At 42.3% G+C, this 16,860-nt stretch carries 11 protein-coding genes; 9 read left to right on the top strand and 2 right to left on the bottom strand.

The window, feature by feature from the left end; all coding sequences use genetic code 11:
- The 5 genes from ACM0OY_RS35610 to ACM0OY_RS35590 all read left to right on the top strand — a co-directional run.
- Nucleotides 1–311 (top strand): WD40 repeat domain-containing protein (locus ACM0OY_RS35610; RefSeq protein ID WP_414573464.1); only part of this gene is annotated, 311 nt, incomplete at its 5' end.
- A 65-nt stretch (nt 312–376) separates the two neighbouring features.
- Nucleotides 377–499, top strand: coding sequence for a hypothetical protein (locus ACM0OY_RS35605; protein ID WP_414573463.1), 123 nt, complete (start codon nt 377–379; stop codon nt 497–499).
- Nucleotides 500–538: 39 nt separating this feature from the next.
- Complete coding sequence (gene cbiE / locus ACM0OY_RS35600; RefSeq protein ID WP_414573462.1) at nt 539–1,753, top strand: precorrin-6y C5,15-methyltransferase (decarboxylating) subunit CbiE; 1,215 nt, start codon at nt 539–541, stop codon at nt 1,751–1,753.
- A 152-nt stretch (nt 1,754–1,905) separates the two neighbouring features.
- Nucleotides 1,906–2,397: a translation initiation factor IF-3 gene (gene infC, locus ACM0OY_RS35595; RefSeq protein ID WP_414573465.1), complete on the top strand. Its 492-nt coding sequence runs from the start codon at nt 1,906–1,908 to the stop codon at nt 2,395–2,397.
- 180 nt (nt 2,398–2,577) lie between these two features.
- Nucleotides 2,578–3,081 (top strand): RICIN domain-containing protein, encoded by a 504-nt coding sequence (locus ACM0OY_RS35590; protein WP_414573461.1) that lies wholly within the window; start codon nt 2,578–2,580, stop codon nt 3,079–3,081.
- An 87-nt stretch (nt 3,082–3,168) separates the two neighbouring features.
- Here the strand turns inward: ACM0OY_RS35590 and ACM0OY_RS35585 are convergent, their stop codons facing one another.
- On the bottom strand, nt 3,169–8,889 hold the full coding sequence (locus ACM0OY_RS35585; RefSeq protein ID WP_414573460.1) for an alpha-2-macroglobulin family protein: 5,721 nt from the start codon (nt 8,887–8,889) through the stop codon (nt 3,169–3,171).
- A 263-nt stretch (nt 8,890–9,152) separates the two neighbouring features.
- Between ACM0OY_RS35585 and ACM0OY_RS35580 the strand changes: the two genes are divergently transcribed.
- Nucleotides 9,153–11,546, top strand: coding sequence for a penicillin-binding protein 1C (locus tag ACM0OY_RS35580; RefSeq protein ID WP_414573459.1), 2,394 nt, complete (start codon nt 9,153–9,155; stop codon nt 11,544–11,546).
- A gap of 155 nt (nt 11,547–11,701) precedes the next feature.
- Here ACM0OY_RS35580 and ACM0OY_RS35575 read toward each other — a convergent pair whose 3' ends face one another.
- On the bottom strand, nt 11,702–12,562 hold the full coding sequence (locus ACM0OY_RS35575) for an isocitrate lyase/PEP mutase family protein (RefSeq protein WP_414573458.1): 861 nt from the start codon (nt 12,560–12,562) through the stop codon (nt 11,702–11,704).
- Between the two features lie 293 nt (nt 12,563–12,855).
- Between ACM0OY_RS35575 and ACM0OY_RS35570 the strand changes: the two genes are divergently transcribed.
- From ACM0OY_RS35570 to ACM0OY_RS35560, 3 genes are all read left to right on the top strand, one after another.
- On the top strand, nt 12,856–13,632 hold the full coding sequence (locus tag ACM0OY_RS35570) for a red chlorophyll catabolite reductase (RefSeq protein WP_414573457.1): 777 nt from the start codon (nt 12,856–12,858) through the stop codon (nt 13,630–13,632).
- Between the two features lie 103 nt (nt 13,633–13,735).
- Nucleotides 13,736–14,767: a nitrilase-related carbon-nitrogen hydrolase gene (locus ACM0OY_RS35565; RefSeq protein ID WP_414573456.1), complete on the top strand. Its 1,032-nt coding sequence runs from the start codon at nt 13,736–13,738 to the stop codon at nt 14,765–14,767.
- 250 nt (nt 14,768–15,017) lie between these two features.
- Nucleotides 15,018–16,445: an aldehyde dehydrogenase family protein gene (locus ACM0OY_RS35560; protein ID WP_414573455.1), complete on the top strand. Its 1,428-nt coding sequence runs from the start codon at nt 15,018–15,020 to the stop codon at nt 16,443–16,445.
- Nucleotides 16,446–16,860 lie beyond the last annotated feature (415 nt).

Raw genomic sequence — 16,860 nt, 5'->3', positions numbered from 1 at the left:
TGGCATTTAGCCCCGACGGTCAAACCATTGCCTCTGCAAGTCATGACAACACGGTGAAGCTGTGGAATCGCAACGGGCAAGTCTTACAAACTCTCCAAGGTCATAGCAGCGAGGTTTGGGGCGTGGCATTTAGCCCCGACGGTCAAACCATTGCCTCTGCAAGTCATGACAACACGGTCAAGCTGTGGAATCTGAATTTGGATGATTTAATGGTTAAGGGTTGTGCTTGGGTGCGCGATTATTTGCAAAACAACCGCAATGTGAATGAGAAAGATAAGCGTTTATGTGATGATATTGGCACACGCAGGTGATAAACCTCTCCCTGCCTTGAACTAAAGTTCAAGGCTGTCCCTCTCCGAATCGGAGAGGGACGGTTTTGCGTAGTAAAACCAGGGAGAGGTCTTTTGATTGGGGTACGAGCGATCGCCTTTATAATTTCAGTTATGCTCTCATCTCAGAAAGTGCGATCGCTCTTAAGTATAATCTCAGAAATTATTAACTAGGGGGAGTGTCAACAAGTAATAAATCATGAATTAGCATGACAGAGAAATGGCTTTCTATCGTTGGCATTGGAGAAGATGGGTTACAGGGACTAAGTGCGATCGCACTTTCTCTAATTGCTCAAGCTAAAGTAATTGTGGGAGGCGATCGTCATTTAGCAATGCTCCCTTGTGATGACCAACGTGAGAACATAATTTGGGCATCTCCCATTAGCACTTCTGTAGAGGAAATCATTAAGCGTCGCGGTGAGTCGATTTGCGTACTAGCAAGCGGCGATCCTATGTGTTACGGCATTGGTGTCACCTTAGGGCGGCGAATTCCCATTTCCGAAATGACGATTATCCCCGCACCTTCAACCTTCAGCCTCGCCTGTGCCAGGATGGGATGGTCTTTAACTGAGGTGGAAACCTTGAGTTTGAATGGTCGGCCGTCGTCCCTGTTGCAATCTTACATTTATCCGCGAGCTAGGCTGTTGATTTTAAGCGAAGGCAAGGAGACACCCGCCATTGTTGCGGAAATTTTGACGAATCGCGGCTATGGTGGCAGCAAAATCACCGTCTTGGAGCGTATGGGCGGCATTCATGAAAGAATTGTGGCAGGTACGGCTGCATCTTGGAGTGAAACAGAAATTGCACCGTTGAATGCGATCGCAGTTGATTGTATTGCCGATACTGGGGTTGTGCCTTTACCAAGATTACCAGGATTACCAGATAACGCCTACCACCACGATGGACAATTAACCAAGCGTGAAGTTAGGGCAATCACCTTAGCAGCTTTGACACCGACACCGGGACAATTGTTGTGGGATGTGGGCGCGGGTTGCGGTTCAATTTCCATTGAATGGATGCGGAGTCATCCTCGGTGCCGAGCGGTGGCGATCGAGCAAAACTCATCTAGACTACTATATATTGCTGATAATGCCGCCACTCTTGGTACTCCAAATCTGCAAATCATCGAAGGTAAAGCGCCGAGTGCCCTCAAAGACTTGCCTGTACCAGATGCGATTTTTATTGGCGGCGGGGTGACAGCAACGGGACTTTTTGATGTTTGCTGGGAAGCACTGCGGCCGGGTGGACGTTTGGTGGCTAATGTGGTGACGGTAGAAGGCGAGCAAACTTTATTTCAATGGCACGAACGAGTCGGTGGTGACTTGACTCGTATTGCCATCCAGCGGGCGGAACCCATTGGTAAATTTTTGGGCTGGCGAGGAATGGCATCTGTAACGCAATGGGTAGTTGTGAAATCTAATTAGAATTAATGATAGACAAGCGCATGGGGCATTTTGGGGAGTGTAAATGCAGTCATGCGAAAGAAAGGTTAACAATAGCTTCGATGTCTTCACATGAACCTTGTGTTAGAATTTGATTGCTTGCAAAGCAAAAAATTGAACAATAGAGAGAAAACATTATCGCAATCCAAAAGCAACAAATTAACTCGCAAATCAAGTCACCTCAAGTGTTCTTGATCGACCATGAAAATAACAATCGTGGTCTGACCGATACATATGAGGCTCTACAGCTAGCGCAGAGCGTAGAACTTGACCTAGTTGTAGTCTCCGAAGGCAAAGAAGCTCCAGTAGCGAAGATCCTCAACTATGGCAAGTTTCAGTATCAAAAGAAAAAGCGCCAGACACAGAGTGCTAGACCAACGGTAAAAGAAGTCCGGCTGCGTCCCAATGTGGGAGCAGCTGATTATAATTTACGCATCGAGCAAGCGATTGGTTGGTTGAGTAAAGGCGATTCAGTGAAGTTTGTTATTCGTTTACGAGGTCGCGAAAATCAATATCGCGAACAGGCTGGAGAAATGCTAGAGCGAATCGTAAATGCTCTGAGCGAAGTAGGTAAAGTTCACACCCTTGATAAACGCTCATTAGTTGCTCAAGTCGTTCCAGCCTAAATTAATTTTCTAAAGATATCTTAAATTCTGTGGTGCGCTTTGGCTTTATGCTTCAGCGCACCACAGCTTTTTGGGGAGAAGTGATGCTTTTTGACATTTAATCACTGATTTTTTAGGTATAGACAGTGATTAAATGAAAGAACATAATCTTAGTTAGTGATGAGCAGGGATATTCACATTATGAAACGTGCCATAGTAAGTTTGTTTGTGATTGGGACATTAGGTGCAACACTAGCACCAATGGTCTCTGCAAGCCTTACGGAGCAACGTTACTATATACAAGCGAAGCATAGCGGCAAGTGTGTACACCAGCATGGGGGAATTAAAAACATCGGAGGACTTGTGACACAATGGGAGTGCATCAATCAACCAAACGTTCAATTAACGCGGGGATGGGGAAACAATGGTTATTTTGTTCTCCGTTTTAAACATAGCGACCTCTGCCTTACTGTGAAAAATGGACTGTCAGCGAATGGTACTGATATCATCCAATCGACTTGTACAGGATCATCTTCTCAAAAGTGGCGTGAAGTTCCTGTTGATGGAGCATATGTAAAGATTGAGTCTGCGATCGGCTCATGCTTGCACCAACACGGAGGCATTATGGACAATGGCGGTAGAATTACCCTATGGCAGTGCGTTGATCAACCGAATGTCATGTGGAGAATTATTCGAGCCAACTGAATAAGTAATACAAGCATATTGTGTCACTGCTTTGTTCTCCTATAGGCTTAGAACATTTCTAGATTCCCTTGCTTACATCTTAAATTGTCACGACTTATCCTCAACCACCAATGTAGATTCAGCAGTACGCCCAAATTCTTCTGGTGCATATTGCAGGTGAACTTGGGCACCAGGCCAAGAAAATGTCCCAGGTGTCACGGAACGGACTAAATAATGCAAGCTATAAACTCCTGGTTCGAGGTGGTCGGCGTAGGCGATAATGCGATCGCGGTAGATATTCTTAAACCCAAGTTCCCAACTATCGGCTTTTGCTTGTAATGCAGCCGTAGCAGTCTGAAAACTTGCATCCACCGCTTCAAAACCTGCTGGTAGTGGGTCTTTAATTACTATATGGTCTACGGGGCGATCGGCAATGATTTCTAAACCAATATCAAACACTTGTCCGGCAGCTAAAGTCAAGGGTTTATCGAAAGCATAAAGACCTGTTTTTTGTAAAACTTTCTCTTCATTTAATTGACTAATTTCTCGCGTTATGCGTAAGCCATTAAATCTGCCTGGTTGATTTCCTTGCAAGCGATAATTATACGCAACCAGATAATGTAAATTGCCATTACCTGATTTTTTTAGAATTAAATCGTGACGCCCACGAGGTAATTGATTCATAGGCGTACTCAGCTGTAAGCTTGGATTTTTGTAACCTTCAAAGCGATTTTCTCCTAACTTTTTACCAGCTAATTGTACTGTGGCAACAAAATTTGGTGGTGTGGGTTGCAGTTGGCTATATTCTACCAAAGCTGTTAATGCTTGGGCATTATTATAGTTAGTTTGCCATGTACCATTCCGCCGCAATGCCAGCAGACTTTGGAATAATTTATCTATGACTTCAGGTTTACTTTGTTTGGCAATAAATAAACGTAAAGCTTCTGCCTGCGTCGCCGTAGATGAACTCATCCATCCCCAACTAGTCGGTAAACTTACAACTGCTGTGCGCCCAGTTTCATAGATATTTTGTTGCAGTTTGTTTACTAGTTGTTGAGATTCGTCTTGCCATTCTGGGAATTGAGATAAATATCGCGCTAGTTTAATTTGAGTGACTAAATCAAAATTATTGCGCTGTTCGTAAATATCTGCAAGGAAAGTGTTGCGCTTTTCACCTAATTCTGCCAAAGCAATTAAAGCTTTCAGTTGGAGTTGTCTTTTACAGAGTAGTTGTTTGCAAAAATCGTATTCTCCAGGGTTGGCTAGAACTTTTTGTAAATAAGTTTTGAGTCGAGACAAGGTTCCAACATCAACTAAATTAGGAAACACCTGATTTGCTTTTACTAGTGACTCAGCCGCATAAGAAGAAATCCAAGGGTCAGATTTTTCTTGTCCTGGGAAAGCAGCAAAACCACTATCGGCGATTTGCAGTTTTTGTAATTGTTCGATTGCTTGATTTGCTTGTTGGCTGGGATTAAATTCTGCAAATGTTTGGCCGTATTTTTGGGCGATAGTTTGCAAATTAGCAGCAATTATTAATTGACTCGCCGCCGGTTCTGCAAAAGGTAAATCATTATCTTCTAAAACCTGCTTTGCTGGTGCTTTAATTTCAGGAATCAAAGTACTCGCCAATTGAATATCTAAACCTCCTGCCTCAGGGAAAGTATTTTTATCAACATTAAGGGGAATTTTTACTTGTTTTGTAGTGACGCCAGTTTCTACAACTTGTTCTGTAATTTCAATTGGCTTAACTTCTAAAGGTAGTTCAAAAGCATCTGCGGCTGCATTATTTAGCTGAGTGGTAAAGCGAACTTTACCGACTCCGACGCTATCAGCCACCATTGGAAAGCGATAAGCTTGAGTTGCAGATTCAGCTTTGGTTTGTAAAGCGGTAGTTGTGGGGTTTTTCTCGGCAAATTTAACTGTACCGCTAAGTTCGCCATTAATTGAGAGGTTTCCTGTATTCCCGGTGTTGTTGGTGACTGATAAACCAGCGAGAATGCGATCGCCTGGACGAGCAAACTGTGGCAAGATGGCATTAGTTAGTAGTGGCTTGGTGCTGATAAAGGTTCCATCGCCATTACCAAAACGCAGATTTCCATCAGTCGCCACAGCCATTACCCGCCATGTAGTCAAGTCATCCGGCAATTTAAAAGTTATCTGTGCGTTACCACTAGCATCGGTGAGAACAGAACCGTTGTAGTAAGCTAAAGCTTGAAAATCGGTGCGAGTGCGAGTATTTGCTGCACCACTTGAAAAACCACCGCCATAACCCCAACCTTTTGGTTTCGCCGCATCTTGTGGTTGTAAGATGACATCTGGTCGATTATCGCTAAAACGAGTAGAAATCGGCTGTTCTGCATAAACTGTATCTACCAAATTCGGCGGACGATAACCAGAAAGTTGTAACACCGCCTCATTCACCACCATGACTGTAAACTGTCCTTGGGTGGGGTTACCTTGGTTGTCTTTTAATTCTAGTTGTACTGTTTCCTGGCCACCAGGTTCTAAGGATGCTTGTAATGGCTTAACTTGCAGTTTTAAATATTTATCTTCTAAGTTTACTTTAAAAGGTGTAAAACCAATTTTCACCAAATTATCTAAACTTCCTGGTTCTACTTGGTTAATTGGTTTACCTTGCCTGACTAATACAGCTTCGACAGCTGCATTAGGTAACATTTCTGGCGTCACTTGAAATTGAATTTGTGGTGCGCCTCCCTGAACTTTAGTAATTTGCTGATAAAGCGGTTTATCTTTGATGACAGCAAAGTATAATTCTGCATCTGGATAGGGAGATTGAATTAAGGCAGTAGCAGTTTCGCCTGGTTTAAATTCTTTTTTATCTAGCTTAACTTCTAAAACATCTTTTTCTCTCGAACCCCAAAATACTGGATTTTCTCCAGTTGCCCAAATTTGTAAATCTGTGGCGCTTAATTCGTCTTTACTGTCGCTAAAATTAGCTCTTATACGATACGAACCAGATTCAGTGGGTGTTAAATTTACTGCCTGTGGATTACTAGCAGATGTAATTTCTGCTTGTTGGATTGTTTTATATTCGACTTGATTTTTTGGTGTCTGGCTACCTTCAACTAATTGTGTGACGCTGCTATATTTTATCTGTTGTAATTCTATGCGTACCCGTTCGCCTGTAATTGGTTTTCCTGTAGGTTCAGTCACAATTAATTCAACAGGAAAAGCTTTACCAGCATCAGCAATAAAATTACTTTTTAACCCAATCAAGCGATTACTTGGTAACGCGGTAAAAGTTTGAGAATTTGCTACAGACAAATTAGAAACATCTGCAACTTGTACATCAACTCGGTAAGTCATGGGATATGGTAAATCTTTAGCCACAGTCACAGTTTGACTAGTTTTACCATTCGCATCTAATTGGGCATTAGTTTGCAATACATCACTAGATACAGTGGGAGATTCTTCCGGCCAAAACCATTGTCTGCCAAAACTAAATTCGTCCCAACCTTTGGGAATGAAATTAGCTTGTTGGCGAGTAATAAAGTATTTCGCTTCTCCACTTTCTACGGGTGCGCCAAATAAATAATTACTGGTTGCATTAATATCAACTTTCTCATCAACCAGAGCAAATTCTTTATCTAGATTTAGTTCCACTTTAAAATTGGGTGGTTTAAACTCAGCTACCCGAAATTCGCCCGAAATTTCTTGCCCATTCTTCCCTTTTGCTTGGATTGTATAATAGCCCAAACGTTGAGTTTTTTGGATGGGTAATTCTAGAGAAAATGTACCAAAATCATTTGTAGTTTGCGTTCCTAAGTTAGTCTTTCGCCCATCGGGGTTGAGGAGAGTTAACTGATAAACAGCATTTTTATCTTGCTGAATTGCCCCATTTTGTAAATAATCTGCAAAACCAGTCAACCAAGCTTTTTCACCGGGTTGATATAATTGTCTATCTGAAAAAATAACGCCGCGTGATTCTGGCTTGTTATCTTGCCAACCTGCATCAATACCATAGCCATAAACACCGCTATATTCATCAGTTCTTGCAAATGCCCAATCTTGATTTTCACGGGCAATTACTAATACTTGCGGTGCTTTTACAGAACTTTGATTTTCAGAATTACATTGCTGTAATTGTTCGCTGTTAACTCTAAAAGTACCATTTTCATCAGTTTTACCTGTTGCACAAGGTACAGGTTCGGGACGAGATTTTGCTAGTAATTTTGATTGATAAATTTCAATATTAGCTGCTTTGACTGGCGAACCATCATCAAGATGATTAACGCGAATTAAGCCTGACTCTGGAAACCATTGAGTAAATACGCCTAAATTCGTCAATTCAACCATGCCATAAGTAGTAGGTTCCCGCCACAATTCCTTGCCGTTCTCCTGATATTTATTCGTGCGGGCTTGCACTCCATAAGCTAACATTCCCGTAGCAGCATTTATTTTTTCTTGCAGGGGAACGGTAACATCAACTGACTGATTTTTCTTACCTGATACCTTGAAACTTTGCCACTGGGCAGGTTTAGGTAAGAAATCATTACTATAGTTCAAATAAACTAAATCTGTTGGTTTAACTACTCGATAAGCTGCTTTGTATTTCGATTCTGGCAGATTTACTGTACTAATGTTTAACTGTAAATCTTTACGTGTGGGGAAAATATTTAAATCTGACGGTGCCCAGATATCCCCGCCTAAGTCTCCAGTATCATATTTAATTGTGACGGGTTTACTTAAAGTTTGCCCAAATTTATCTTTAAGGTTGCGGTTAATAGTAATTGTATAGGTTTTAGCGGGTTCTAATGCATAAGGATTGATACCGATGACTCTATCTTCATCGTTGACTTGCAGAATTCTCGAAATAGCTTTTGGTGCAGGATTAATGGTAATGTTTTCTTTTGCTGAATCTGCTACTAAAACGTTATTAAATTCTAATTGGGGACTGCCTTTAACAAATCTTCCAAAAGTTCCACCTGCATCTGGCTGTCCATAAAAGCTAATTTGCTTAAATGCTAAAGGGGAATAAGTTGCTAACTTACTGGCAAATTCTTTTTCTGTTGGAAGATTGCCGTAGGCAGGAAGTATTCCGGGAGAAAATACTAGGCGATAACGGGTTGCTTTTTCGAGATTTTGTTGTGGAGTGAGGTTGTAAATCCAGTTGCGTGCGGAAGGGTCGAATTTTTCTAAAGGTTCTTCATCTTCTGATGGCTTTTCTTCTTTGTTTAATTCGGCTTTGAAACGCACACCTTGATTTTTACCTTCAGGAATTAACTGTAAATGTTCTTGTACGGAATTTAAATCTAATTCTACGTTGGAAGTAAATTGTAATTTTTCTTGTAAGTCTATTGGTTCGGCATCAGCTTTTTCGATGGGGTTGACGCCAGGTAAATTAGTTAAGTTGATAGATTCGGTATTGAATGTCCAAGCTAAATCTTTATCTAAGCGATGATTTTTTAAATCGGCTAAACCTGATTTAAGAGTAACTTGTAATCGCGTAGCTTTTGGCAATGCTTTTTGGGCTTGAAATCCTACCATGCGCGGTGTCAGAAAGCGAAATTCTCCAGGTAAGGGCGGCCAAATGGCAAATTTTTGTAATAATTTTTGTTGTTCTGGACTGTCAAGATTTTCGACTGGAATTAAGGCTTCTTTAAAGCGGATGCGGATTTGGTTAAGGGGTTTGGCATTGCCGATGGGGCTTATTTGTTCAATCCAATCTGGTAGTTTGGGGGGGGTGAGTGCGGAGACTGTTGCGAGTTGTTCTCTGGTTGAGGTGATATTGAGAAAATTACAACCTGATATGCCTAGTAAAAGTGTGAGGATAAGTAGACACTGGATAAAAATTCTGATAATCATATTTTTAGTAATTTAAAATAATCACGCAAAGGCGCAAAGGCGCAAAGAAGAGTCGAAGGAGAGTTTATTTATATTGATAACTACTTCAGTGGGATTGTTCCAAGGAATGAGTACAATTCTTAACTATTAAGAAGTATTGAAACTTTAGGAATATTAATTTATATTTGCTAAGTAATTAGAACTGAATTATTAAGTGTTTGACATATTTCCTAATGTAGATGTAATTGGTGCGTCAGAATTAAGGTAAGTTTTGTTCGGCAGTGATGAAACGAATTTTACGATCGCTATCTCGAATCAAGCACGCTAAGATTATCCTGGCCGTGCTGCTAATCTGTCTTATGGTGCGCTTGTTGCCTTATTTTGCACCAATTCGTGCCGCAGATATAGCCCAAAATCAATTAGCAATGCAATTTAGCGATCGCAATAATTTACCATTAGGCACGTTGCTGACTCGTGACCAAGAGCATACATCAGTAATACCGCTAAATCAAGTTTCGCCGCAGTTTATTCAGGCAATTCTAGCGGCTGAAGATGCTAGCTTTTACAAACATGGCGCGTTGGATATGAAAGCAGTTGTCCGCGCTATTAAAGAAGCTATCCACGCCAAACGAATTGTTTCCGGCGCTTCCACTATTACTATGCAGTTAGCGCGGATGTTAGAACCCGTGCCGCGTACTTTCTCAGGTAAAATGCAAGAAATTTGGCTATCTTGGCGGTTAGTAGCAGGGATGAATAAAGATGAAATTCTCTCTGCATATATTAATCGCTTGCCAATGGGAGGGAATATATATGGTGTAGAAGCTGCGGCGCAGACTTATTTTTCCATCCCAGCCAGCGATTTGAATCTTGCCCAAGCGAGTTTGTTAGCTGCTATTCCTAATAATCCCACTTATTTTAATCCTTACGAACATTGGGAACGACTCAAGCAGCGACAAAAATATGTGCTCAATCGTATGGTACAGGAAGGGTATATAAGTAAGGCGAACCCAGCACGAACATCTACAGAAAAAGTTGTCTTTCAATCTCGCCAGCAGGGAATTATCGCTGCACCACATTTTTTATTTTGGTTAGCAAATCAGATCCCCCCAACCCCCGTTGGAAAGGGGGGCTTAGTTTCCTCAAAGGGTGGCTTAGTTCCCCCCTTAAAAAGGGGGGTTAGGGGGGATCAATCTGTGATTCGCACAACCATAAATCGTCCTTTGCAGCAATTTGTCGAAGCACAGGTACAGCAGGTAATTTCTTCTCTCGCCACTAATAACGTCCACGATGCAGCTGCGTTGGTAATTGACAACCACACTGGCGAAGTTTTGGCTTATGTCGGTTCACCAGATTATTTTAATGAAGCCAAACTCGGACGCAATGATGGAGTACAGGCGCTACGTCAACCAGGTTCTACTCTCAAACCTTTTGTTTATGAACTCGCTTTAGAAAAAAATCTCATTCGCCCAAACACCATTTTGGCAGACGTACCTGCTCGTTACGCTATTCCCGGCGCGAAACTTTATAGCCCAACAGATTATACCGAAAGTTTTCTCGGCCCGGTGCGGGTGCGAATCGCTTTAGCAAATTCTTTAAATGTACCCGCAGTGCGCGTGTTAGAAAAAGTAGGCGTGGAAACTTTTTTAGAACGTCTGCATCAATTAGGGTTTGAACACCTAAATCAAACTCCAGAACATTATGGTTTAGGTTTGACTTTGGGTAGTGGCGAAGTCAGTCTTTGGGAATTAGCCAGAGCATATTTAACCATAGCACGACAGGGTGATGCGATTCCTTTAGTAAGCATATTTTCTAATTCTCCAATCCCCATAGACGCGATGAATCGCGTCTCTACAAATTTTCCATTTTCTAACCAGAGAATTTGGCAATTAATCACCAATATCCTTAGTGATAACCATGCTCGTGCAACGGCTTTTGGTGTAGACTCGGTGTTAAATTTACCTTTTCCGGCTGCTGTTAAAACTGGTACTTCTTCTAATTTTCGCGATACTTGGACTGTTGGCTTTACTACAGATTACACCGTCGCTACTTGGGTAGGTAATTTCAACGGCGAACCTATGCGTCAGGTTTCAGGTGTTACGGGTGCAGCACCTCTGTGGAATCGAATTATGTTACATCTGCACGAACATCAAGAACCAGAAGGTTTTACATCTCCAGAAGGTTTAATACAATTACCTGTTTGTGCAATTTCTGGTTTAAAACCAACACCAGATTGTACTTCAGTGGTGCAGGAATATTTCTATCCAGAAGATAAAAATAGTTACGAAACGGAAAATAAATTTGATTTGCCGCCAGAGTATGATGAGTGGTTGGCAAAACAACAGCGATCGCATTTAATTTCTGATAATTTGAGAATTGTATCTCCCCATCATGGCGATGTATTTTTACTCTATCCAGGTGAAGCAGGACTGCAAAAATTAGAATTCAAATTAGCAGGAAATAAATCTACACCTGTGGAGTGGTGGCTAAATGGGGAAAAATTAAATACAAATTCTGCTAATTCTTTATTTTGGAATTTACGTCCTGGTAATTGGACTTTGGAAGCAAGAAGTGGCGAAATGAAAGATAAGGTAAGTTTTCAGGTAGAGTTAGCTAGTATTAAGCCTACGCGTCGGGGATTTTCTATTAGTAATTCTCAGGTTAAGGGAAATCGTCCATAATTTGTAGAGACGCGATTCATCGCGTCTGAAAGACCAGTTTTGTTGGCTGAAAAGTTACGTAATGAATTAGAAAAATCACCCTTTAGCCAAAAATTAAAGGTGCGTTGCGCTACGCGACAACACACCCTACATCTTAATTGCTGAATTCTGAATTCTTATTTAAAATCTTGCTCCATTTGCAAATATTTAGGCACGCCGATGAGTTCTTGAAAATCTTTAAAGTTAACTAAGTTGGGTAAATTAGCTGTGGTTCCGTGTTCTTTGAGATGCTTCAAACAGCTATTCATTACTTGTGTGACTGCGAGTAAAGCAGTAACAGGGAAAAATGCAATTTTAAAACCTAACTTTTGTAGTTCATCTGTGGAAATTTCTGGAGTTTTACCACCTTCAACAATATTAGCTATTAGTGGTACATCGGGGAAAGCAGTAGCGATCACTCTCAATTCATCAACAGATTGGGGAGCCTCCACAAACAGTATATCTGCTCCAGCCGCAATGTAAGCTCGACCGCGGGCGATCGCTTCTTCTAAACCCAGTGGCCCACGCGCATCAGTTCGGGCAATAATTACTAAACCGCTATCGCCACGCGCTTCTACTGCGGCGCGAATTTTTCCCACATGTTCGGCTTGCGGAATGACTCGCTTTCCTTCAAAGTGTCCACACTTTTTCGGCCATTCCTGATCTTCCAACAGCACCCCAGCAACACCCAACTGTACAGCATCTTTAATCGTGCGAACCACATTTAAGGCATTACCATAACCTGTGTCCAAATCAGCAATCAGGGGAATATTAACTGATTGAGCAATCCGCCCCACACTATAAAGCATTTCAGTAGCCGTGACAAAGCCGTAATCTGGCAAACCCAAAACAGAAGCCGCAATTCCAAAGCCACTGGTAGCCACGACTTCAAAATCTTGTTGTTCGGCTAACTTGGCTCCCAAACAATCATAAACACCAGGAATTACAATAATTTCTGGACGCGCTAATAATTGCCGTAGTTTTTGGCAAGAAGACATAAGGTATATAGATAAAGTAAAAGCATCCCCCCTTTTGAGAATACAGCAACGCGCGCTAGGGGCATACAGCGTATATTATTCTGGAAGCACAAGGCAGGAGGCAGGAGGCAGAAGGAAAAGAAAATAAAAACCCGAAAGTTTTGCAGCACAAAGATTTCATAACTTCTGCCTCCTGCCCTCTGCCTCCTGCCTCACCCCAAGAAATAGCTTTACAAGCGTGCCATTCGGAGCAGAGCCAGTTTCAATCACAAGCGGTTTAAACTTTTTATATACAAAACCAACAAACTCCAACCATGACTCAGCAACCAACCAATCTAGACAAGAAAACTGTATTTGAGCAGTTGTGGAATATTACAAAAGAACTCCGCCAAAAATTGGAAGCTCGTTTTGAGTTAAATCCAGATCCTTCTGTAGAAGATTTACAAGAATACAGCAGTCTTGACGGTAATATCAAAGGTTCGCTGAGCGCATTTTGGGGAAAAGAAATTGATTGGCTAGTGCATTCATGGTTAGGAAACCCCGAAAAATCCAACTTTAGCACCATGCGCCTCACCACTTGGTTAGCGTCCCATATCCAAGTTCCACATTTGGCATTTGAGTTTGGCACGCTTCCAAATGGAGATATTTTATTTTATATAGATTACATTGCTCGGACAGAGCTTTTAAGCGATTTGGCATATCTCGATCGCTATTATGAACCAGTTAACCAAACATTTTTGCAGTTGCTAGAAGATGCGCGACTAAAGGTATTTACTAGCAAAAGCGTCTATGTTCGCCTATTTCAATCCCCTGTTAGCCTCTGCTACACTGGCGCACCTACTTCTGATACCCTCGAAATAACTCGCACAGTTGCACATGAAACACTAGAACGCTGGCTAACTTGGGTAGACGCAGCTGAACCTGTATCACAAGATGCACGCGCTACTTTAGCAACTCGTGATTTATTGCTACGCCGAACCGCTGCTGAACGCGACCCAGGTAATAAATTTGCCGCCCAACTTTTTGGCACCCAATTAACAGATCAACTAGTACGATCCCTCTGGGGTGGCGATCGCAAAATTAGTCATTAGTCATTAGTCATTAGTCATTAGTCATTAGTCATTAGTCATTAGTCATTAGGGACATCCAAAAATTAAATAACTCAATTCCTGCCTCCCCTGCTCCCCCTGCCCCATGCCCAATTCAGAATCCTACCGTGCCTTAGCGCTGCAAATTACCTGTCATGCAGTCAACCAAGCAAGCGATCGCCACGAAGCGCGATCGCTGATGCTAAACTCTATCAATCGCCTAGCGCAACAAATTGCAGCTAGTATCGCTTTTATTGGCTTTGATTGTCGTTTAATTGTACTGCCAGAATATTTTCTCACAGGTTTTCCGATGGGAGATACTCTCGGAGGATGGGCAGAAAAAGCTTGTGTAGAAATGGCTGGTGTTGAGTATGAAGCACTGGGGAAAATTGCCCAAAAGCATAAAATCTTTTTGGCTGGTAACGCCTACGAAGTTGACCCCAACTTTCCCGGATTATACTTTCAAACCTGCTTTATACTTGACCCCTCTGGCTCAATAATCTTACGCTATCGGCGGTTAAATTCTTTATTTGCTCCTACTCCCCATGACGTTTGGGATAAATATCTCGACTGCTATGGTTTAGAAGGAGTTTTCCCTGTAGCCAAAACTGCCATCGGTAATTTAGCAGCTTTAGCATCAGAAGAAATTTTGTATCCAGAAGTAGCGCGGTGTCTAGCCATGCGAGGAGCAGAGATTTTTCTGCATTCCACTTCAGAAGTGTATAACAAAAACCTCACACCCAAAGACGCTGCAAAAATTACTCGCGCCGTAGAAAATTTGGCGTATGTCGTATCAGCTAATACCGCAGGTATCGCTAATATTGCTATCCCCATTGCTTCCGCTGATGGTGGTTCAAAAATCATCGACTATCGGGGAATAGTGTTAGCAGAGACAGGTGCAGGCGAAAGTATGACAGCATTCGCCGAGATTGATTTAGCAGCATTACGCCGCGATCGCCGCCGCCCAGGGTTAAATAATTTACTTGCACGTCAACGATTTGAACTCTACGCCGAAAGCTATCGAATGTCACACTTTTACCCCGCTAATACTATGCTGGAAACAGAAGTAGACCGCAAACACTTCCTCCAAACACAGCAAGCCACCATTGAACGGTTAGCACAATTAGGAATAATTTGAATTGGGCATTGGGAAATGGCTTCGCCAAGGGGAAGGGGAAAAGGGCAAAGGGGAAAAAGAAAAGGGGAAAGGGAGGAAAAACCTTCAACCCAAACCCAGTAACCTTTTTCTGAAAACTAAATTCTGAGATCAAAATTATTACAGCCAGTAATATTGTGTCACCATCCATTCCATAATCCCTTTCCCCTTTCCCCTTTCCCCTTTCCCCTTTTCCCTTTCCCCTTTCCCCTTACCCGAAGGGTTTTGACTAATGACTAATACAAAACCAATAGAAGTCCGCAACCCCCGAACTGGCAAATATGACTACGTAATTATCCCACCGCCTCCCAGGTTGCTGGTACAACAGTGTAAGCGCACGCGTCGGGCGCAGGTTCAATGGCAGCAATTGGGTATAGAGGGAAGAATTGAAGCTTTACAACAGTGGAAAGAAGCGATATTATCTACACGCGATCGCTTAACCGAAGCTTTGGTAAATGATACCGGCAGATTATCAACTTCAGTATTAGAAATCGATTCCTTTCTCTCTAGCATCGACCGTTGGTGTAGATTAGCACCAGAATTGTTGCAAGAATCTGCAAAAAACACAGCAATTCCCTTCATTGCTTTGCAACAAACATCTGTACCTTATCCCTTAGTTGGGATTATTAGCCCGTGGAACTTTCCCCTGTTACTGTCTACCATTGATACCATTCCCGCATTGCTGGCGGGTTGTGCAGCGATTGTCAAACCCAGCGAAATTGCTCCCCGCTTCGTAGCACCGCTAGTTACAGCACTCAACGCCGTACCTAAATTACGCGATGTATTAACTTTCGTGGAAGGAGCAGGGCAAACCGGAGCTACTTTAATTGAAAATGTAGATTTGATATGTTTTACAGGTAGTGTGGCAACAGGACGGAAAGTAGCCCAGGCAGCTGCTAAACAATTTATTCCAGCTTTTTTGGAATTAGGTGGAAAAGATCCAGCGATCGTTTTAGAATCAGCCAACTTAGACTTAGCAACCTCAGCTATATTGTGGGGTTCCGTCGTCAACACCGGACAGTCATGCTTATCAATTGAGCGAATTTACGTTGCCGAATCCATATTTGAAAAGTTTTACCATCTACTAGTAGCCAGAGCTTCTCGCCTTGAGCTAGCTTATCCCACACTTGAAAGTGGAGAAATTGGCCCCATCATTGCCGAAAGACAAGCAGCAATTATTAGCGACCATCTCTTAGACGCAGTAGAAAAAGGAGCAATAATTCACTGCGGCGGCGTCATTGAAGACTTAGGAGGAGGTTGGTGGTGTCGTCCCACAGTCCTTACTCAGGTCAATCATTCCATGAAAGTGATGACCGAAGAAACTTTTGGCCCCATTATGCCAATCATGCCTTTTGACACAGTTGAACAAGCAATATCTTTAGCAAACGACTCCATTTATGGACTGAGTGCAGCGGTGTTTGCCGAGTCCGAAACAGAAGCCTTAGAAGTTGCCCAGCATATAGATGCAGGTGCGATTAGTATTAATGATGCTGCACTTACCGCCATCATGCACGAGGGAGAGAAAAACGCCTTTAAATTCTCCGGGCTGGGAGGTTCGCGTATGGGTGCAGCAGCGCTGAAGCGGTTCACGCGGAAAAAAGCTTTTTTGATTAAAACCAATGCTAGTAATGACCCTTGGTGGTTTGGCAATGGGGAGTGATACCAATTCAAAATTCAAAATTCAAAATTCAAAATTAAGAAAGCCTGATATTACAAGGGTTTAGGCATGTGTCTCTGTAGCATTCTTATACCAATTCTGTATGAAGATGCGCCAAACTATATAAGGAACGAACCGCAAAGGGCGCAAAGGACACAAAGAAAGAAAGAAAAGAAGGAAGGAAGCCAAGACAATTTGGCGCAGCCTCACAAAGAAATGGTATTAGTCACGTTTAGAGCAGAAAGCACGAGATATTAGTGATGGGTTGGCTGAGTCGGACTTCTATCGGTTGCGATTATCGTAACATCAAGGGTTTAAAACCCCTACGTCTACACCACAACGCAAGTCGATTCGTTCACAACACAAGTCGATTCGTTCACAACACAAGTCGATTCGTTCACAACACAAGTCGATTCGT

It is taken from the genome of Nostoc sp. CCY 9925 (genome assembly GCF_963920935.1).
GTDB lineage: Bacteria > Cyanobacteriota > Cyanobacteriia > Cyanobacteriales > Nostocaceae > Nostoc.
The sequence above is the reverse complement of the archived record's forward strand: the minus strand, read 5'-3'. Positions and strand labels throughout refer to the sequence as shown.

Excerpts from the sequence above, each read along its gene's own strand:
- cbiE (WP_414573462.1), top strand. The coding sequence starts at position 539 with ATGACAGAGAAATGGCTTTCTATCGTTGGCATTGGAGAAGATGGGTTA.
- ACM0OY_RS35590 (WP_414573461.1), top strand. The coding sequence starts at position 2,578 with ATGAAACGTGCCATAGTAAGTTTGTTTGTGATTGGGACATTAGGTGCA.
- ACM0OY_RS35585 (WP_414573460.1), bottom strand. The coding sequence starts at position 8,889 with ATGATTATCAGAATTTTTATCCAGTGTCTACTTATCCTCACACTTTTA.
- ACM0OY_RS35580 (WP_414573459.1), top strand. The coding sequence starts at position 9,153 with ATGAAACGAATTTTACGATCGCTATCTCGAATCAAGCACGCTAAGATT.
- ACM0OY_RS35575 (WP_414573458.1), bottom strand. The coding sequence starts at position 12,562 with ATGTCTTCTTGCCAAAAACTACGGCAATTATTAGCGCGTCCAGAAATT.
- ACM0OY_RS35570 (WP_414573457.1), top strand. The coding sequence starts at position 12,856 with ATGACTCAGCAACCAACCAATCTAGACAAGAAAACTGTATTTGAGCAG.
- ACM0OY_RS35565 (WP_414573456.1), top strand. The coding sequence starts at position 13,736 with ATGCCCAATTCAGAATCCTACCGTGCCTTAGCGCTGCAAATTACCTGT.
- ACM0OY_RS35560 (WP_414573455.1), top strand. The coding sequence starts at position 15,018 with ATGACTAATACAAAACCAATAGAAGTCCGCAACCCCCGAACTGGCAAA.